This is a genomic window from Nocardioides convexus (assembly GCF_011090295.1).
Genome location: NZ_JAAMYA010000001.1, coordinates 4,723,704 through 4,741,198, shown reverse-complemented (window position 1 = coordinate 4,741,198; position 17,495 = coordinate 4,723,704). Strand labels below are relative to the sequence as shown.

Annotated in this window: 23 protein-coding genes, 1 tRNA gene and 4 pseudogenes; 12 read left to right on the top strand and 16 right to left on the bottom strand. The window is 73.4% G+C overall.

All coding sequences use genetic code 11. The features are described 5' to 3' along the window. Window positions 1-303: 303 nt before the first annotated feature. Window positions 304-1,578: pseudogene (gene tyrS, locus G5V59_RS35030) on the bottom strand (tyrosine--tRNA ligase). 130 nt (window positions 1,579-1,708) lie between these two features. Between tyrS and G5V59_RS35025 the strand changes: the two are divergent. From G5V59_RS35025 to G5V59_RS35015, 3 genes are read left to right on the top strand one after another with little or no spacing between them, the layout of a single operon-like run. Then, window positions 1,709-2,197 carry a hypothetical protein gene (locus G5V59_RS35025; protein ID WP_278260388.1) on the top strand — a complete coding sequence of 163 codons (489 nt, stop codon included), beginning with the start codon at window positions 1,709-1,711 and terminating at the stop codon, window positions 2,195-2,197. Continuing rightward, the gene (locus tag G5V59_RS35020; protein ID WP_278260252.1) at window positions 2,194-3,531 is read left to right on the top strand and encodes a protein kinase; all 1,338 of its coding nucleotides are present in this window, start codon (window positions 2,194-2,196) and stop codon (window positions 3,529-3,531) included. The genes G5V59_RS35025 and G5V59_RS35020 overlap by 4 nt, the downstream gene beginning before the upstream one ends. After that, a complete protein-coding gene (locus G5V59_RS35015) occupies window positions 3,465-3,983 on the top strand; it encodes a hypothetical protein (protein WP_278259532.1) in 519 nt (172 codons plus the stop codon). Before G5V59_RS35020 ends, G5V59_RS35015 begins: the two co-directional genes overlap by 67 nt. Here G5V59_RS35015 and G5V59_RS35010 read toward each other — a convergent pair. Then, a complete protein-coding gene (locus G5V59_RS35010) occupies window positions 3,952-4,860 on the bottom strand; it encodes a DNA adenine methylase (RefSeq protein WP_278259531.1) in 909 nt (302 codons plus the stop codon). The two genes, G5V59_RS35015 and G5V59_RS35010, sit on opposite strands and share 32 nt — an antisense overlap. Before the next feature lie 281 nt (window positions 4,861-5,141). Here G5V59_RS35010 and G5V59_RS35005 point away from each other — a divergent pair, with 281 nt between their 5' ends. The 5 genes from G5V59_RS35005 to G5V59_RS34985 all read left to right on the top strand — a co-directional run bounded on the left by G5V59_RS35005 (window position 5,142) and on the right by G5V59_RS34985 (window position 8,046). After that, window positions 5,142-5,345, top strand: coding sequence for a hypothetical protein (locus G5V59_RS35005; protein WP_278259530.1), 204 nt, complete (start codon window positions 5,142-5,144; stop codon window positions 5,343-5,345). A 44-nt stretch (window positions 5,346-5,389) separates the two neighbouring features. Further along, on the top strand, window positions 5,390-5,821 hold the full coding sequence (locus G5V59_RS35000; protein WP_278259529.1) for a hypothetical protein: 432 nt from the start codon (window positions 5,390-5,392) through the stop codon (window positions 5,819-5,821). A gap of 285 nt (window positions 5,822-6,106) precedes the next feature. Further along, window positions 6,107-6,721 (top strand): DUF72 domain-containing protein, encoded by a 615-nt coding sequence (locus G5V59_RS34995; protein WP_278259528.1) that lies wholly within the window; start codon window positions 6,107-6,109, stop codon window positions 6,719-6,721. A 41-nt stretch (window positions 6,722-6,762) separates the two neighbouring features. Then, on the top strand, window positions 6,763-7,716 hold the full coding sequence (locus G5V59_RS34990; protein WP_278259527.1) for a PIG-L deacetylase family protein: 954 nt from the start codon (window positions 6,763-6,765) through the stop codon (window positions 7,714-7,716). Between the two features lie 36 nt (window positions 7,717-7,752). Continuing rightward, window positions 7,753-8,046, top strand: a complete 294-nt coding sequence (locus G5V59_RS34985; RefSeq protein WP_278259526.1) for a hypothetical protein — start codon at window positions 7,753-7,755, stop codon at window positions 8,044-8,046. Here G5V59_RS34985 and G5V59_RS34980 read toward each other — a convergent pair. After that, a tRNA-Met gene (locus G5V59_RS34980) sits at window positions 8,044-8,117 on the bottom strand. The genes G5V59_RS34985 and G5V59_RS34980 overlap by 3 nt on opposite strands. A gap of 30 nt (window positions 8,118-8,147) precedes the next feature. Continuing rightward, a complete protein-coding gene (locus G5V59_RS34975; protein ID WP_278259525.1) occupies window positions 8,148-8,351 on the bottom strand; it encodes a hypothetical protein in 204 nt (67 codons plus the stop codon). Window positions 8,352-8,585: 234 nt separating this feature from the next. On the opposite strand from G5V59_RS34975, the gene G5V59_RS34970 reads away from it, so the two are divergent. The 4 genes and pseudogenes from G5V59_RS34970 to G5V59_RS34955 all read left to right on the top strand — a co-directional run bounded on the left by G5V59_RS34970 (window position 8,586) and on the right by G5V59_RS34955 (window position 10,442). After that, on the top strand, window positions 8,586-9,014 hold the full coding sequence (locus G5V59_RS34970) for a metalloregulator ArsR/SmtB family transcription factor (RefSeq protein ID WP_341351103.1): 429 nt from the start codon (window positions 8,586-8,588) through the stop codon (window positions 9,012-9,014). Between the two features lie 49 nt (window positions 9,015-9,063). Beyond that, window positions 9,064-9,396, top strand: a pseudogene (locus tag G5V59_RS34965) (aquaporin); the annotation flags it as partial. A 280-nt stretch (window positions 9,397-9,676) separates the two neighbouring features. Next, window positions 9,677-10,081, top strand: coding sequence for an arsenate reductase ArsC (locus tag G5V59_RS34960; protein ID WP_278260250.1), 405 nt, complete (start codon window positions 9,677-9,679; stop codon window positions 10,079-10,081). A gap of 25 nt (window positions 10,082-10,106) precedes the next feature. Beyond that, window positions 10,107-10,442, top strand: a complete 336-nt coding sequence (locus tag G5V59_RS34955) for a YnfA family protein (protein WP_278259524.1) — start codon at window positions 10,107-10,109, stop codon at window positions 10,440-10,442. Here G5V59_RS34955 and G5V59_RS34950 read toward each other — a convergent pair. From G5V59_RS34950 to G5V59_RS34895, 12 genes and pseudogenes are all read right to left on the bottom strand, one after another. Further along, window positions 10,417-10,677: a hypothetical protein gene (locus G5V59_RS34950; RefSeq protein ID WP_278259523.1), complete on the bottom strand. Its 261-nt coding sequence runs from the start codon at window positions 10,675-10,677 to the stop codon at window positions 10,417-10,419. The two genes, G5V59_RS34955 and G5V59_RS34950, sit on opposite strands and share 26 nt — an antisense overlap. Further along, window positions 10,674-11,003: a phosphotransferase gene (locus G5V59_RS34945; RefSeq protein WP_278259522.1), complete on the bottom strand. Its 330-nt coding sequence runs from the start codon at window positions 11,001-11,003 to the stop codon at window positions 10,674-10,676. Before G5V59_RS34945 ends, G5V59_RS34950 begins: the two co-directional genes overlap by 4 nt. Window positions 11,004-11,005: 2 nt before the next feature. After that, a complete protein-coding gene (locus tag G5V59_RS34940; RefSeq protein ID WP_278259521.1) occupies window positions 11,006-11,410 on the bottom strand; it encodes a hypothetical protein in 405 nt (134 codons plus the stop codon). 52 nt (window positions 11,411-11,462) lie between these two features. Continuing rightward, window positions 11,463-11,777, bottom strand: a complete 315-nt coding sequence (locus G5V59_RS34935) for a hypothetical protein (protein WP_278259520.1) — start codon at window positions 11,775-11,777, stop codon at window positions 11,463-11,465. Window positions 11,778-11,813: 36 nt separating this feature from the next. Next, entirely contained in the window at window positions 11,814-13,175 is a 1,362-nt protein-coding gene (locus G5V59_RS34930) for an HlyD family efflux transporter periplasmic adaptor subunit (RefSeq protein WP_278259519.1), read from the bottom strand. Next, window positions 13,163-13,972, bottom strand: coding sequence for a DUF5666 domain-containing protein (locus G5V59_RS34925; RefSeq protein ID WP_278260249.1), 810 nt, complete (start codon window positions 13,970-13,972; stop codon window positions 13,163-13,165). Before G5V59_RS34925 ends, G5V59_RS34930 begins: the two co-directional genes overlap by 13 nt. 20 nt (window positions 13,973-13,992) lie before the next feature. Further along, on the bottom strand, window positions 13,993-14,664 hold the full coding sequence (locus G5V59_RS34920; RefSeq protein ID WP_341351366.1) for an FtsX-like permease family protein: 672 nt from the start codon (window positions 14,662-14,664) through the stop codon (window positions 13,993-13,995). 118 nt (window positions 14,665-14,782) lie between these two features. Beyond that, window positions 14,783-15,118, bottom strand: a pseudogene (locus tag G5V59_RS34915) (ABC transporter permease); the annotation flags it as partial. 99 nt (window positions 15,119-15,217) lie between these two features. Beyond that, window positions 15,218-15,904 (bottom strand): annotated as a pseudogene (locus tag G5V59_RS34910) (ABC transporter ATP-binding protein). Window positions 15,905-15,919: 15 nt separating this feature from the next. Then, window positions 15,920-16,699, bottom strand: a complete 780-nt coding sequence (locus G5V59_RS34905) for an HlyD family efflux transporter periplasmic adaptor subunit (RefSeq protein WP_278259518.1) — start codon at window positions 16,697-16,699, stop codon at window positions 15,920-15,922. Between the two features lie 162 nt (window positions 16,700-16,861). Next, window positions 16,862-17,086: a hypothetical protein gene (locus G5V59_RS34900; RefSeq protein ID WP_278259517.1), complete on the bottom strand. Its 225-nt coding sequence runs from the start codon at window positions 17,084-17,086 to the stop codon at window positions 16,862-16,864. Window positions 17,087-17,202: 116 nt separating this feature from the next. Further along, window positions 17,203-17,493, bottom strand: a complete 291-nt coding sequence (locus G5V59_RS34895) for an ATP-binding protein (RefSeq protein WP_278259516.1) — start codon at window positions 17,491-17,493, stop codon at window positions 17,203-17,205. Window positions 17,494-17,495 lie beyond the last annotated feature (2 nt).

Here is a 17,495-nt window from a genome sequence, read left to right as displayed (position 1 = left end):
CACGCTTCGAAGTTCTCCGTTGCCGGATCTTCTTCGAGTCGATGTGCGCTGCGAAACCTTAGTCGCTCGTCCTGGTCCGTGCCAAACCTGCAAGGCTTGCTTTTCCGACCAGCACTCGAACCTTGGTCCGAAGTTTGTGGTCGCGGGGCCGGAAGCCCTCCGGCTGACCGCCGTCTTGCTTCCCGCCGCACCCGGCGACACAGAGAACATTACGCACACTCCCCCAGAAGCACAAATCGGAACGACGTGACCCGGGCCACACCGTTCCGATCGTGCTTCTCAGCGCCTCGATCCACGCCTGGATCAGCGCACGCGGACCCCCGCGAAGCGCTTCTTGCCGCGCCGCAGCACCAGCCACGAGGAGGCGATCAGGTCCTCGGCAGCGGGCACGTGCGCGGGGTCGTCGACGCGCACGTTGTTGACGTAGGCGCCCCCCTCGCTGACAGTGCGCCGCGCCTCCCCCTTCGACGCGGCGAGACCGGTCAAGGTCAGCGAACTCGACGATGTCCGGGATGCCGGCGGAGCCGTCGACGTCGTATGCCCCCGCCTCACCGAGCGCCGCCTCGACGGTCGCGGCCGACAGCGCGGTCACGTCTCCCCCGCCGAAGAGGGCCTGGGCAGCGGCCTTGGCGTTCTCGGTCTCGGCGGCACCGTGGACCAGTGTCGTCACCTCGTCGGCGAGCACCTTCTGCGCCTCCCGGAGGAAGGGCTTCTCCGCGTGCCGCGCCTCCAGCGCCTCGATCTCCTCACGCGGGAGGAAGGTGAAGACGCGGAGCAAGCTCGCCGACCTTCTCGTCCTCGACGTTGAGCCAGAACTGGTGGAAGGCGTACGGCGCCATCCGGTCCGGGTCGAGCCAGAGCGCCCCGCCCTCGGTCTTGCCGTACTTGGTGCCGTCGGCCTTGGTGATCAGCGGCGTGGCGAAGGCGTGCGCGTGGCCACCCTCGGCGCGGCGGATCAGGCTCGACTCCGCCGGTGAGGTTGCCCCACTGGTCGGAGCCGCCGAACTGCAGCGTGACGCCGTGCTGTCGGAAGAGGGTGAGGAAGTCCATCGACTGCAGCAGGACGTAGGAGAACTCGGTGTAGGCTGATGCCGGACTCCAGGCGGCGCCTCACGGTCTCGCGCGCCAGCATCCGGTTGACCGGGAAGTGCTTGCCGATGTCGCGCAGGAAGTCGATGACCGACAGGCCCTCGGTCCAGTCGTAGTTGTTGACCATCGTCGCGGCGTTCTCGCCCTCGAACGACAGGAAGGGCTCGATCTGGCCGCGCACCCGGGCCAGCCACTCCTGGACCGTGTCGAGGGAGTTCAGCGTGCGCTCGCCCGAGTCGCGCGGGTCCCCGATCATGCCGGTCGCGCCCCCACGAGGGCGTACGGCGTGTGGCCGGCCCGCTGCAGGCGCATGGCGGTCACGATCTGCACGAGGTTGCCCATGTGCAGGCTCGGCGCGGTCGGGTCGAAGCCGACATAGAACCGGACACTGCCCTCCGAGAGCGCCGCGCGCAGGGCGTCGCGGTCGGTGGACTCGGCCAGGAGGCCGCGCCACGCGAGGTCGTCGAGGAGGGTGGGGTCGACGGACACGTCGTACCTTTCGGTTCAGGTGGTGCTGGGACTTTCCCGCGTCCAAGAGTGCCGCATCGATCACACCCACGAGCAATGGGTTCACCGTGGGCGACGCGGGTACCTTGCAAGAACCATGAACGAGCGATCAGTGGCGGGCCGGTACGCGCTCCAGCGCACCATCGGCCAGGGGGCGAGCGGGGCCGTGTGGCTCGCGCACGACACGGTGCTGGACCGCCCCGTCGCGGTCAAGCGCACCGTGGCGACCACCGGGCCCGACCAGCAGGGCGTGCGTGCGGAGCGCGAGGCCAAGCCTGGCCGCGCAGGTCGGTCACCCTCACGTCGTCGCGGTCTACGACCTGGTCACCGACGCCGAGGGCACCTGGCTCGTCATGGAGCACGTCGACGGCCCGCCGCTGTCGGCGGTCGTGCGCGAGGCGGGACCGCTCTCGGCCGACGAGGCCGCGCGGCTGCTCGCACCGGTGGCGGACGCCCTCGCACAGGCGCACGCCCTGGGCATCGTGCACCGCGACATCAAGCCCTCGAACATCCTCGCGCCCGGCGACGGCGGAGCGAAGCTCACCGACTTCGGCATCGCCCGCAGGCTCCGACGACGCCACGCTCACCCGCACCGGTCTGATCACCGGCTCCCCTGCATACCTCGCCCCCGAGGTGGCCACCGGCGAGCAGGCCACGCCCGCCAGCGACGTGTGGGCGCTCGGAGCCACGCTCGTGCACCTGCTGACCGGCCGCCCGCCCTACCACCGCGACGACGCCGACAACGGCCCGCTGGCGGTGGTCTACCGGATCGTGCACGAGGACCCGCCCGTCGTACCGGGTGCGGAGTGGCTGGCCCCGCTGCTGGCCGCGACGATGGCGCGCGACCCGGCGCAGCGGCCCACCATGGCGGCGGTGCGCGACCAGGCTCGAGCCTCGCGCGGCGGGCTCGCCGAGCAGACCATGGCGATGGCGCCGATGCCCCCGCCGCCACCTCCGCCGCCTGCGCCCCGGGCCCGGCGCCCGTTCCCGGTGCGCGTGGTCGCGGCTGCCGCCGGCACTGCGGCCGCCCTCGCCGTCGCCACCGTCGCCGTGCTCGCGCTGCAGGGCCGGGACGACGGGACCGGCGACCGCGCGGCCGCGACCCGCACTCCCGCGACGAGCGCCACCACGCCCGCCGCTGCCGACAAGGCGCCGACCGCCGCGGACCTGCAGACCTTCGCCGAGAACTACGTGCGCACCGCGAGCACCGACCCGGACGCGGGCTTCACGATGCTGACGCCGGCCTACCAGCGCACCAGCACGGAGTACGCCGACTTCTGGGGCCAGATGAGCAAGCCCAAGATCCTCGCCATCAGCGCCGACCCCGCCGCCATGACGGTGACCTACACCTACAGCTACCGCTTCGCGAAGCAGGGCAAGCGCACCGAGACGGTCACCCTGCACCTGGTCCGCGAGGACGGAAAGCCTGCTCATCTCCGGGGCCGGGGACGCTTCTTAGGGCTACCTTGGCCGGGTGAGCGCGTACGACGCCCGGCTCGCGGACCGGGTCCGCACCCGGGGCGTCCTGTCCCCCGACGACGCGGCGCGGCTGCTGCTCCCGGTCGCGGAGGAGCTCGCCGCGCTGCACACGCGCGGCCAGGCGCACGGAGCACTGTCCCCCACGGGGATTCGGGTCGACGCCGAGGGCCGCGCCCACCTGGTCGACGCAGCGGGAGTCGCGTCGTCGGCCGACGCGCAGGCCGACGACGTCCGGGCGCTGGGCGCGGTGCTGAACTTCGTCACGACCGGCTCGGCGGCGCCGAGCCGCGGCACCGGCTGGCTCGCACCGCTCACCGAGTCTGGCCCTGCGGACCGACCCGCGGGAGCGACCGACGATGGCGGAGAGCGCGGACTACCTGCGCGCCCGGGTGTCGCCGCCGCCCCGTGCCCGGCGCCCCTCCGGCGCGGTGCTGGCGATCGCCGGGGCCGCGGTGATCGCCGGTCTGGGCCTGCTGGGGGCGGCCCTGCTCTTCACCGGCTCCGACGAGCCCGAGCGCTCGCCGCGCGCCGAGGAGCCCCGGACCAGCGAGACACCCACGACCGAGGAGCAGCCTCGCGCGACCCGGTCGGCGGAGCCGGTGACCGCGGCGGACCTGGAGCGCTTCGCGCGGGACTACGTGCGGACCGCCAGCGACGACCCGGGGCGCGGCTTCGCGCTGCTGACCCGCGACTACCAGCAGCAGAGCCCGCGCTACCGCGAGGTGTGGACGGCGATCGACGACCCGGAGATCCTGCGGGTGACGCCCGACCCGGAGGCGATGTCGGTGGTTTACACCTACCGCTACTCCCTGCCCGGCGGCGTACGGCGCACCGAGGACATCACGCTGCGCCTGGTGCGGCGCGGCGAGCGGCTGCTCATCGCAGGCGCATCGGCTCGCCGGCCGTAGCCCCGGTCCCCGCCGCGGCCGCGGCCTCCACCCGGTCCGGGTCACCGGCCACGAAGACGTACTCCACGTTGCGCAGCCGGCCGACCTCGCCGACCCGCTGCCCGGTGGGGCCGTGGATGCCGATCTGCGCGCCGACGTACCGCTTGCGGTCGAAGGCGAGGACGGCGACCTCGCGGTGCCCGGCATCGCGCAGGGATGCGGTCATCTCCTCGGCGCTGATCCAGGACTCGTCGTTGTAGGACACCACCACGACCTCCGCGCGCAGCCGGGCGAGCACGTCCGCGAGCGCGCCCGGCATCGTGCGGCGGCTGTTGAAGACGCTGCGCCGCTCGCGCACGTCCACCCGCTTGCAGGCGATGCCGTAGTGCTCGGGGGCGTCCCAGCGGACCAGGGTCTCCCAGATGTGGTAGTTCGCGAAGTACCGGTGCTGGTTGTACGGCGGGTCGACGTAGGCCAGGTCGACGGGCGGGAGCGCCTCCACGGTGGCGAGCACGTCGCCGGTCACGGTGGCCCCCGGGCCCGGGAGCAGGCTCCGGGCGGCGCAGGTCGAGTCTCGCCGTAGGAGCGCGGCGCCCACTCCTTGAGGTAGGCCATCTGCACGCCGGTCGTGGAGTCCACCCGGTCGGCGGCGAGCATCAGGCTGGTCAGCAGCAGCGCGCGCAGCGGACTGTCCGGCGGGTGCTCGCGCTCGATCGCGTCGCGGATCGCGTCGACCCGCATCCCGTTGCGGGGCTGGAAGAACCGGGCCCGCTCGCAGAACGTCTCGGTGAAGTAGCCACGCCGGCCGGGCAGCGCGGCAAGCCGCGCCAGGCTCGGCGTCGAGGGCCGCGAGGTCGACCGTGCCGGCGTCCGTGGTGACGTAGCACTCGCCCAGCACGGCGGAGTACGACGCGAGGTCGGCCGCCGTGACGAACAGCCCGCGCCGCTTGAGCTCCCTGCGCCACGCGCGTGGTCCCGGTGAACAGGTCCACCGCCGTGCGAGCGCCCGCCGCGACCGCGATCTCCCCCAGCGCCGGCACCAGGGTGCGCTTGGAGCCGAGGTACTTGATCACGGAGGGCAGCGTACGGGTGGCATAGGCCACATCGCGGCAGGACAGGTGTGGACGCACCGAGGCGGGGAAACAAGGCTTCGACCCAGTCATCCCGGGAGAGGAACCCATGTCCGTCAAGGCTCGCCCTGCCCACCGCCCTCCTCGCCGTTCTCGCGCTCAGCGCCTGCAACGACGACGAGACGACCGCCTCGGACGACCCGACCTCGGAGGCGACCACCTCGGACTCGGCGACCGAGACCCCCACCGAGGAGACCTCCGAAGCCACCGAGTCGGCCAGCACCGAGACCGAGGGCACCGCCCCCGCCGGTGACGTGACCGCTCCCGGCACCGAGCCTGAAGATCGGCCAGAAGGCCGTGCTGCCGCTGACCTACGGTACCGACGGCACCGCGACGGTCGAGGTGACCGTGACCGGCATCAAGCAGGGCACCAGCGCCGACCTGGCGGCCGCGAAGGTCAAGAAGGCCGCGGACTACACGCCGTTCTACATCAACCTCGAGATGAAGATCCTCTCCACCGGCCCGAACGGCTTCGGCGGCTACACCGGCGGCAGCGACTTCGACGGCCTCACCGGTGAGACCAAGGCCGGCAGCCTGATCGTCATGGGCGACTTCGCGCCGTGCGACAACGACGGCTTCGAGTACGACGCGAAGGCCGGCGACACCGCGACGACCTGCGTCCCCGCCCTGGCCACCAAGGGCTCGGTCGTCGACGGCGTCCAGTTCAGCGGTGGCGCGGACGACGCCGGCTACGACCAGTTCGAGGGCAAGCCCGTCGTCTGGCGCTGATCCCTCGTCACACCGCCCCGGCCGGCCCGCGTGAGCCCGGCCGGGGTGGTGTGCTTTCAGCCCTCGCGGGCACCGCCCGGCCATGGGCACCCTCCGTGTCGGCACCTCGGGCTGGTCCTACGCCGCGTGGCACGGCGACTTCTACCCGGCGGACCTCGCTCGTCGCCGCGAGCCTGGAGTACCTCTCGCGCCGGGTGACCTCGGTGGAGGTCAACGGCTCGTTCTACTCGCTGCAGCGGCCCTCCTCGTACCGGAGCCTGGCGGGAGGCGACGCCCGAGGACTTCGTGCTCGCCGTCAAGGGTGGGCGCTTCATCACCCACCTCAAGCGCCTGCGCGACGTGGAGGCGCCGCTCGCGAACTTCTTCGCCTCCGGGGTGCTCGCCCTCGGCCCGAAGGCCTGGGACCGGTGCTGTGGCAGGCTCCCCGAGACGCTGCGGTACGACGCCGCGCTGATGCGCGACTTCTACGACCTCCTGCCGCGCACCCACGCCGAGGCGGCCGCACTGGCCGGCCGGCACGACGAACGGCTGGCCGAGGACCGGGTCGTGACGTCGTCCGAGGTGGAGGGCGTGGTGCGGCACGTGCTGGAGTTCCGGGACCCCGGCTTCTGCACCGACGCGGCGCTGGAGCAGATGCGCGAGCACGGCATCGGCTGCGTCGTCGCCGACACCGGCGGGAAGTGGCCCGAGGTCGATGCGGTGACCAGCGACGTGGTCCACGTGCGGCTGCACGGCTCCCCCCGCCTCTACCACTCCGGCTACTCGGCGCGCGCCCTGGACCGGTGGGCCGAGCGGTGCCGGGTGTGGGCCCGGGAGGCGGACGTGTTCGTCTACTTCGACAACGACGCCGAGGGACACGCGCCGCACGACGCGGTGCGCCTGCTGGAACGGGTGTCCTGAGCCGGGTCCCGTCGCCGATCGGGGTCTGACATCCTCGGAGCATGACCACGCCGGAGCAGCCGGAGCCGCTGGAGCCGCTCACCGAGGACTGGGAGCGGGCGCTGTGCATCGTCGCCCACCCCGACGACATGGAGTTCGGCGCCGCCGCCGCGGTCGCCCGATGGACCGGGCAGGGCAAGAGCGTCGGCTACTGCATGGTGACCAGCGGCGAGGCGGGCATCGACGGTCTCTCCCCCGACGAGTGCCGCAGCGTGCGCGAGGCGGAGCAGGTCGCCTCCGCCCGTGTCGTCGGTGTCTCGACGGTGGAGTTCCTCGGGCTGCCCGACGGGGTCCTGGAGTACGGCGTCGCCCTGCGCCGAGTCCTCGCCGAGGTTGTCCGGCGGCACCGTCCCGAGATCGTCGTCACCGGCAACTTCCGCGACACCTGGGGCGGGCGCAACCTCAACCAGGCCGACCACATCGCCGTCGGTCGGGCGGTCGTGGACGCCGTCCGCGACGCGGGGAACCGGTGGGTCTTCGCCGAGCAGGCTCGTGGACGGGCTGGAGCCCTGGGGCGGCGTACGGGAGGTGTGGGCGTTCGGCTCCCCCGAGTCCACCCACGCCGTCGACACCACCGCCACGTTCGACGCCGGCGTGGCGTCGCTGGAGGCGCACGCGGCGTACATCGACGGGCTGGGGTGGGAGAACTGGGACCCGCGGGAGTTCCTGGAGGGGATGGCGCGCGGCACCGGGTCACGGCTCGGCGTCACCTTCGCAGCGCCGTTCGAGGTGTTCCCGATGGGGTGGGGCGAGTAGTGCTCAGCCGAGCGGGAGCGCCCGGACCTGTGACCAGCCTGCCCGGCCGGTCCGTGCCGACCCACAGGGCCGCGCCGGCGACCTCCGCGGTGAAGGGCAGCAACGGACGCACGGCCTCCTCGGCGCGCAGCAGGTCGGCGTGCGGGTGGTCGTGCCCGACCGTGAGGTGCGGGACGACCTCGTCGTACCGGCCGTCGTAGGGGCGGTGTCGCGGGAACGCCGCAGTGACCGCCTCGGTGAGCGCGTGGAAGACCTCGGCCGGGCGCGGTGCCAGCCACAGCACGTCCGTGCCGAACCAGTCCGTCCCGTCGAAGGCGACCGTGGCCCGCGGCACCGTCGCCACGGCCGCCGCGAGCCGCTCGAGGGTGGCCTCGTCGAGAGCCGCCGGCGGCGCGAACGGGAAGACCACCGTGACGTGCGCGGGCACGCCCCAGGTCGCCGCCCGGTCCAGGCGGGCGCGGTGCGCGCCCACCACCGGCTCCGCCGCGGGGACGGGCACGATGACGGCCGAGTGCGTCGCGTCCATGTAGGGCGGGTGGGGCTCGAACCCACGACCCAAGGATTATGAGTCCTCTGCTCTGACCGACTGGTCTACCGCCCCCTGTGGGCGCCCACCCTAGTGCGAACGTTCCTACGCCGTGCAGCAGGCGCTGCCGGCCCCGCGCGAGGCGTCGGGGGCCGGGCTGTCGGCGAGGACGGTGTAGACCTCCCAGCGCTCGCCGTCGGGCGTGCCCTCCACCCAGAACTTGTCCTGGACGGCGTAGCAGCAGGTGGTGCCGCGCTCGTCCGCCGAGCCCAGGCCGGCGCCCGACAACCGGGTCTGGATCACGTCCACCCCGGCGGTGTCCTCGACCTCGATACCGAGGTGGTTGAGCGAGCCGCCGCGTCCGGGGCTCTCGATCAGGACCAGGCTTGAGCGGCGGCTCGGCGATGGCGAAGTTCGCGTAGCCCGGACGGACCTTGGCGGGCGAGGTGCCGAACAGCCGGCTGTAGAACGCGATCGAGGTGTCGAGGTCCTCGACGTCGAGGGCGAGCTGGAGACGGGACATGGAGAGGCTCCTAGATATCGATGAATGTCAATGTCTTGACCTCTACGTTGCACCGGGATATCGATGGCTGTCAACATAGACACATGCCGAAGTCCTTGCCGGTGCTCACGCCCACGGAGACGGTCGCCTGCTGCTCCCCGCTGACCCAGGAGCCGCTGTCGCGCGAACGGGCCGAGCGCATCGCACCCCTGCTCAAGGCGCTGGCCGACCCGGTGCGGCTCCGGCTGCTGTCCCTGGTCGCCTCGCACGCGGACGGCGAGGCCTGCGTCTGCGACCTGAACGACGCCTTCGACCTCTCCCAGCCCACGATCAGCCACCACCTGAAGGTTCTCCACGAGGTCGGCCTGCTCGATCGCACCAAGCGAGGCGTCTGGGTCTACTACGCGATCCGCCGCGAGGCCCTGGCCGACCTCGGAACCCTGATCGGCGGCGTCGCCGGTGACCGGTGAGCTCGCTCGCCGGGCCGCCGCCGGTTCGGTCGGCACGGCGTTCCTGGTCATGGCGGTCGTCGGCTCCGGGATCGCGGCAGCGCGCCTCTCCCCCGGCGACACGGGGCTCCAGACCATGGAGAACAGCCTGGTCACCGGGGCCGCCCTGGTGGCGTTGATCCTCGCGCTGCAGCCGGTCTCGGCGGCGTTCAACCCGGTCGTGACGCTCGTCGAGCGGGCGCTCGGGCTCGTCTCGACGACCACGGCCGCGGCACTCGTGGCCGCCCAGGTCGCCGGCGGCCTGGTCGGGGTCGTGATCGCGAACCTGATGTTCGACCCGGACGCCGTCTCGGTCTCCGGGACCGACCGCACCGGGGGCCACCTGTGGCTGGCCGAGGTGGTCGCCACCCTCGGCCTGGTCGTCATCATCTTCGGCAGCGTCCGCTCGGGTCGCGGCGACACGGTGGCGTACGCCGTCGCGGGCTACGTCACGGCGGCGTACTGGTTCACCAGGCTCCACGAGCTTCGCCAACCCCGCCGTCACCGTGGCCCGGATGTTCTCCGACACCTTCGCGGGCATCGCTCCGTCCTCCGTCCTCCCGTTCCTGCTCGCCCAGGCTCGCCGGCGGCCTGCTCGCTCTCGGCCTGGTCCGCCTGCTCTACCCCCTGCCCGAGGAGACCCCATGACCAAGCCGACCGTCCTGTTCGTCTGCGTGCACAACGCCGGCCGCTCCCAGATGGCCGCGGGCTACCTGCGCCACCTCGCCGGCGACCGCATCGAGGTGCTGTCCGCGGGCTCGGAGCCGGCCGACGCGATCAACCCGGTCGCCGTGGAGGCGATGCGCGAGGAGGGCGTCGACATCACCACCGCCACCCCGAAGGTGCTGACCACGGAGGCGGTCCAGGAGTCCGACGTGGTCATCACCATGGGGTGCGGGGACGCCTGCCCGTTCTTCCCCGGCAAGCGCTACGAGGACTGGCGGCTCGACGACCCCGCCGGACAGGACATCGATGCCGTCCGGCCGATCCGGGACGAGATCAAGCAGCGGGTCACCGCCCTGGTCGCGGACCTGGTCGGCACTGCCTGAGCCGCGTCTCTGGGAGGATCACCCCATGGACACGCTGCGCTCGATCACGCTCTTCGTCGCCGCGGCGATCGCGGAGATCGGCGGCGCCTGGCTCGTCTGGCAGGGCGTGCGCGAGCACCGCGGCTGGCTGTGGATCGGAGCCGGGGTGGTCGCGCTCGGGGCCTACGGCTTCGTGGCGACGCTGCAGCCGGATGCCCACTTCGGCCGGATCCTGGCGGCGTACGGCGGCGTGTTCGTGGCGGGCTCGCTGCTGTGGGGCATGGTGGCGGACGGCTTCCGCCCGGATCGGTACGACGTGATCGGCGCCCTGGTCTGCCTGGTCGGTGTCGCCGTGATCATGTACGCGCCGCGCTCGGCGTAGCGCCGACGGGCGGGCCCTCGAGCAGCAGCGCGAGGTAGTGGGCGGGGACCCAGCCGTACTCCTCGCGCTCGGCCTCGGTCATCGACGCCACGCAGCGCCGCCAGGACTCGATCCGGGCGAGCCGGCCGAGCCTGGAGAGCGGCGGGCAGAGCGGCGCGCAGTGCGGGCAGCGGCGCCAGGTCGCTCCACGCCTCCAGCCCGGCGTCCGCGATCCGCCGCAGCCGCGGGTCGTCATCGGGCGCGTGGAGTCTCGCGCTGGGCGGTGACGAGCGGCATCAGCAGGTTCCCGAGCGGGTCGGCGACGAGGGCGTCGCCGAAGTCGAAGAAGCGCAGCGTCCCGTCGAGCGGGACGACGTTGCCGGCGTGCAGGTCGTTGTGGACCAGGGTCGGTGGGAGGCCGAGGTCCTCGACCTCGTCGGCCCAGCGGTCGATGGTGGGCAGCAGCCGCTCGAGACGGCGCGCGGTGGCGGGGGCGAGTCGCCGCGGGTCGCCGGGTGGGAGCGCGGCGAGACGGCCGACCGCGTCGGCGACGTAGGTCGAGGCGTCGCAGGGCGTGAGCACGGTCAGCGGCGTCGCGAGGCCGGTGGTGACGAGGCGGCGCTGCAGGGCAGCCGACTCCGCGACCACGCGGCACCAGGTGGCGACGTCGCCGGAGCGCCCGAGGTCGGCGAGCGTCGGCCCGAGATCGGCGGTGAGCAGCAGGTCCCGCGCGGGATCGGCGGCCAGGACCGGGACGAGCCTGGTCGGGAGCCAGGGTGGCGAACTCGGCGACGAGACGGGCCTCGTGCGCCTGGCCCGGGCAGTTCTGCTTGACGTACGACGTCCCGGATCCCGCGCGCACCCGCCACACCGCCGACCAGGGCTGCCGCCCGGCCGGCTCGATCGTGGCGGGCTCCCCCACGGCGGCGGTGACGAACTCGCGGAGGCCGGCGAGGAACTCCTCGCCGGACCAGACCGCGCTCGTCCACGTACCCACCCTCGCAGGGTGACCCACCGGAGCGCCCCCGCGCCAGGGGTTTGTCAGCCGCGCATCCGCAAGCCCGCGGGCGGCGTACCGCCGCCGGGGAAGCCGCCTCCCCCGAAGCCACCCGTCCCCTGCTGGCTGCCGTCGCCGGACGGCAGGTCCGCGTCGAGGTCGGCGAGCACCACCTCGTCGCCCTTCGCGAGCCCGTCGGTGACCTCGATGACGGTGGCACCGACGATCCCGGTGCTGACCCGGACCCGCTGCGCGGTGCCGTCCTTCACGACGCTCACCGTGCCGTCGCTGATCGCGGACGCGGGCACCACCACGACGTCCCGCGCGGAGCCGACGACGGCGGTGACGGTCGCCGGCATGCCGTCGGCGAGCCTGGAGGTCGCGCTGGTCCAGCGTCATCTCCACCGTGTACGTCGGCTCGGAGGCTCCCCGTGGCGCCGGAGGAGGTCCCCGAGGTGCTGGTCGCGACGTGCTCGACCCGGCTGACGGCTCCTGGGAGGGGCTCCGTCGCACCGGCCGGGGTGACCTCGACGTCGAGGCCGGGCCCCAGCCTGCGCGGCCTGCGCGGCGCTCACCTCCGCGGAGACCGTGGTCAGCCCGGGCGCGACGACGGTCGCGACGGTGTCCCCGGCGGAGACCGCGGCACCCTGCGCGACCGCGAGCGAGACCACCGTCCCATCGGCGGGCGCGCGGACCACGGCCCCGGCGAGCTCGGCCTTCGCCGAGGCGGTTCCGGCCGCGGAGCGGTCGATGGAGGCCTGGTCCTGGGCGAGGGTGGCCGCGGTGACGCTCTGGCCGCCGCCCTGGGCCGAGCCGGCGGTCGAGGCGGCCGGGGCCGATGCCGCGGGCGTGGAGGAGGCGGACTGGCCCTGGCTGCCCTGGCTGCCCTGGCTGCCCTGGCTGCTCGGGCTGCTTTGGGTGCTCTGGGTGCTCTGGGCCGAGCCGAGGGCCTTCGTCAGCGTGCCGCCGAGCGTGGTCAGCGCCTTCTGCAAGGCGGTCTGCGCCTGGCCCGCGGCGGTCTGTGCGGACTGCACGGCGGTGAGCGCGTCGGTGCACGCCTGGCTGAGGACCGCGCTGGTGGCGGCGCCGGTGGTGGGCGCGTCCGTCGTACCGTCCGTGGGGGTGGTGGTCGCCGTCGGCTCGCCGGGGGTCGTGACCGGGTCGGCGCACGCGGCCTGCTGGCCCGACAGCGCCTTCTCCGCGGCCGAGAGGGCCGTGCTGGCCGCGGTCTGGGCCTTCACCACGGCGTCCTGCTGCGAGGCCAGCCTGCGGGTTCGCGGCCTGCTTCTGCGGCGTGGTCGTCGGGCTCGTGGTGGTCGTGCCGGTCTTCGCCCGCGAGGTGGTGGTCGCCGGAGTGCTCGTCGTGGCGGTGCTGACAGCGGTGGTCTGGGCGTCCCGGTCCTCGGCGAGCCTGGGCCTTCGCCGCGGCCAGGCTCGCGCTCGCCTTGTCGACGGCGGCCCGCAGCGAGGCCCGGTCCAGGACCGCGACCACGTCGCCCTCCTCGACCTGACCGCCCTGGGCCACCCTCACCGCGGCGACGGTGCCGCTCGTGCCGAAGGCCGACCCGAGCCTGCCACTCGGGGCGATCGTGCCGGACACGGTGAGCTCCTGCTCGACCGAGCCGACCTCGGCGCGGACCGTGCGGTAGGCTGGGGCCGTCGTCGCCCACGGCGCCGTACGCCGCCACCCCGCTCCCCGCGAGTGCCAGCACCGCGAGCGGCAGCGCGACCCTGCGCGACCGGATCAGCGCACGCACTGGCCGTCCTCCGCATCGCTGACCTGGATGGTCGAGGCCGTCACCGCGCCGGTGTCGTCGGCGTCGCCCTGGACCCGCACGCAGCGGCCCTGGGTGAGCGCCTTCGAGGTCGATGCCACCTGCCGGGTGTACGTCGTGGAGGAGCCCACCGTCACGGTGACGTCACCGTTCGGGCCCTCCACCACGAACCTCCCGTCGGACACCGACGTCACCTCGCCCACGGTGCCGAACCCGCCGGGCCGGCCACCGCGACCCGCCGCGTCGGACGGCAGGTCGCTGGGGCGGTCCGTGGGCATCCCGGAGGGACGCTGGCCGTTGCCCGTGTCGCCGGGGCCGCCGCCGGGGCCGCCGCCGAAGCCGCCGGCGCAGCCGTCCGAGGTCGCGGCCGACACCGCGACGGAGGACGCGGTGACGGCGCTCGGAGCGGCGTCGGTGCCGGCCGAGGCGGAGCCGCTGTCCGCCGTACGGACCACGACACAGGCGCCGGTGGTGACGTCGGCGAGCGTGGCCGCGGCCTGGTCGGTGACCTTGGTGGAGCCGTTGAAGGTGACCGCCACCTGTCCGGTCATCTGGTTCTGGACCTGCAGGGTGCTGCCGTCCACGGCGGCGATCAGGCCGGAGGTGCCGGGCATCCCGCCGCCACCGGGACCGCCGCTGCCGGGAGCGGCAGCCGACGAGCCGGACGCCGCGGGTGCACTGTCGGTGGCGTCGTCGGAACCGCAGCCCGCGAGCAGCGCGGCGAGTGCGAGCCCGCAGGTGGCGGCGCCTACCGGCCGGGTCAAGGTGGCGAGGTTCATGGAGCTCTCCTTCGGGTGCGTCACTCGCTGCGGAGTGCGTCGATCGGGGTGAGTCGGGCGGCGCGGCCGGCGGGGTAGACCCCGAAGCCGACGCCGAGGGCGAGCGAGGTGGCGAGGGCGGCGAGGGTCGCCAGCGCCGAGATCGCGACGGTCTGGTCGATGAAGTGGGGCAGCACCTGGGCACCGGCCACGCCGACCAGGACGCCGACGATGCCGCCGGTGAGGCCGAGCAGGGACGCCTCGACGAGGAACTGCCGGCGGATCACCCGCGGCGCGGCGCCGAGCGCCTTGCGCAGGCCGATCTCGCGGATCCGCTCGGTCACCGAGACGAGCATGATGTTCATGACCCCGATCCCGCCGACGAGCAGCGAGATCCCCGCGACCCCGCCGAGCAGGACGGTGAACGTCCGGTTGGTCTCGTTGGCCGTCTCCACCAGCGAGTCCTGCGTGGCGATGGAGAAGTCGGCGTCGGCGGTCGTCACGTCGTGGCGGTTCGCGAGCAGCGCCTGCACCTCCTGGTACGCCGCCGCGAGGGTCGCCTCGCTGCGTGCCTCGACGTAGATCGTGGAGACCGTGCCGGCGGTGCTGCCCGTCAGCCGGCTCGCCGTCCCGACGGGTACGACGGCCTGGTCGTCCTCGCTCGTCCCGCTGGAAGAGGCACCGGAGGAGGTCAGCACGCCGATCACCGTCAGCCGGGTGCCGTCGACCGTGACCTGCTGGCCGACCGGGCTCTGCCGGCCGAACAGACTCGGACGCGGTGTCCGCGCCGATCACGGTCACGGGGGCGCCCTGCTCGGCCTCGGTGCCGGTGAAGAACCGGCCCGCGGACAGGTCGCGGCTGCGGACGTCGAGCCAGGCGGTCGTCGTACCGACCAGCGAAGTGGTCCAGTTGGTGCTGCCGTTGACGAGCGAGACCGAGGACGAGGTCGTCGGCGCCACCGCTGCGGCGTCCGGGACGACGGAGGCGTCGGCGATGGCATTCGCGTCGGCGAAGGTCAGTGTCGAGGCGGAGCCGAAGCCCCCACGCTGACCGGTGCCGTCGGTGCTGCTGCCGGGCGAGACGATGAGCAGGTTCGAGCCGAGGGCGTCGATCTGGTCCTCGACCTCCTTCTGCGCGCCCTGCCCGAGACCGACGGTGAGGATCACCGACGAGATGCCGATGACGATGCCGAGCACGGTGAGGGAGGACCGCAGCCGGTGCGCCCGGATCGCGGCGAGGCCCGAGCGGACCGTCTCCCACCAGGCTCATCGGGCACCCACCGCAGCGGTCGGGCGGTCCTCGGTGATGAGACCGTCGTCGATGACCAGGTTCCGCTCGGCGCGAGCCGCCACGTCGGGCTCGTGGGTGATCAGCACGATGGTGCGCCCGGCGGCGTGCAGGCTCGTCGAAGAGGCCGAGCACGTCACTGGTGGAGCGCGAGTCCAGGTTGCCCGTGGGCTCGTCGGCGAGCAGCAGCGCGGGCTCGGTGACCAGCGCCCGGGCCACCGCGACGCGCTGCTGCTGACCACCGGACAAGCTCGCCGGGACGGTGGTCCAGCCGGTCCGCGAGGCCCACCCTCGCCAGGGCCGCGGCGGCGCGGTCACGGCGCTCGGATCGGCTCACGCCGGCGTACACGAGCGGGAGCTCGACGTTGCGCAGCGCGGTCATCGAGGCCAGCAGGTGGAACTGCTGGAACACGAAGCCGATCCGGCGGTTGCGGATCGCGGCGAGCGCGGACTCGTCCAGCCTGCGAGGTGTCGTCGCCGGCGAGGACGTAGCGGCCCTCGGTGGGGAGGTCGAGGCAGCCGAGCAGGTTCATCAGGGTCGACTTCCCCGAGCCGGACGGTCCGATCACGGCGACGTACTCCCCCGGGCGGACGGTGACGTCGATCCCGCGCAGCGCCTCGAACTCGACCGTGCCGGAGCGGTAGGTCTTGCGGACCCCCTCCAGGCTCGATGATCGCACTCACTGGCCGCCACCGAAGCCCGGCGGGGTGCCGCCGCCGGGGAAGCCCCCGCCGTTCTGCATCCGCTCCTGCATCCGTTGCTGCATGTCCTGGTTGCCGCCGCCCCCGGGGCCGGAGAAGCCGGGCACCTTCACGACGTCGCCCTCGGCCAGCCCGGAGGTCACCTCGGTGACCATCCCGGATGCCTCGCCGGTCGCGACCACGGTCTTCGTGGTCGCGCCGGTCGCGGCGTCGGTGACCTTGTCGACGTACGTCGTGTCGCCGTCGGTCTGCAGCGCCCGGCTGTCGACCGTCAGCACGTCGGCACGCTGGCTGGTCACGATCGCCAGGTCCGCGGAGGTCCCGGCGAAGAGGTCCTCGCGGGTCCCGGTCACCTCGACCGTCACCGGGAAGGCGGCGGCACCGGAGGAGTCGGTCTCGGCGACCAGGCCCACCTCGGAGACCGTGCCGTAGACGGTCTCGTCGATGCCGCTGACCGTGATCTCGGCCTGCATGCCCTTCTTCACCTTCTCGACGTCGCTGCTGGAGACCGTCGCGTCCACCACGAAGTGGCCCGTGGCGACGACCGTGATCGAGCCGCTGGAGGTGCCGGACGAGGTGTCGGTCCCCGACCCGCTGGGCTGGCTCGTGCCGCCGGTCGAGCCCGAACCCGACCCGGACCCGGCCTTGTCGCCGACCGCCAGGCCCACGTCGGTGACGGTGCCGGTGATCGTGGAGCGCAGCACGGCGCCGTCCACCGCCTGCTGGGCCTCGGTGAGGCTCGACTCCGCGGCGAGCACGGACGCGTCGTCCGCGGCCTCCTGCTCGTCCGAGGCGCCGTCGGAGAGGTGCTCGGAGCGCGCGGTCCGCGCGGCGGTGAGCGAGCTTCTGCGCCGCGTCCAGGCTCGGCCTGGAGCACGTCGTCGTCGACGGCGGCCAGCCGCTGGCCCTTCCTCACGGTGTCACCGGGCTCGACGTACACGTGGGTCACGGTGCCGCTCACGTCGAAGGACAGACTCGTCCGTCGTCCGTGCGGCGACCGTGCCGCTCGCGGTGACGCTCTGCTTGAGCGTCTGCTTCGAGACCGTGGCCGTCGTGGAGGCAGCCGCGGCGGGCTCGTCGCCCCGCAGCAGCAGCCACGCGCCGCTGGCCGCCGAGAGCAGCACGAGGGCGGAGAGGACGAGCACCAGGCGCCGCGGGCGTCGTACCCGGGAGAGCAAACTTTGTGGATCACGGACCCGACCCTGTCGGCCCGGACTGTGCCGTCCGTCTGGCTGCCCTATGAGACTGCCTGTGAGGGCGTTCAGCGCGGCAGCCGCACCCGTACGACGGTGTCGCCGGGCACGCTCGCCAGCGAGACCGTGCCCCCGTGGGCCGCGACGATCGCCTGCACCAGTGCGAGGCCGAGGCCGATCCCGTCGGAGCGGTGCCGCGCGGCGTCGCCGCGGGTGAACCGCTCGAACGCGGTGCCGACCAGGTCCGGCGGGAAGCCCGGTCCGTCGTCGCGCACGTCGAAGCCGTCGGGGTGCACGGTGACGGTCACGGTCGTGCCGGCGGGGGTGTACTTGCGGGCGTTGGCGAGCAGGTTCGTCACCA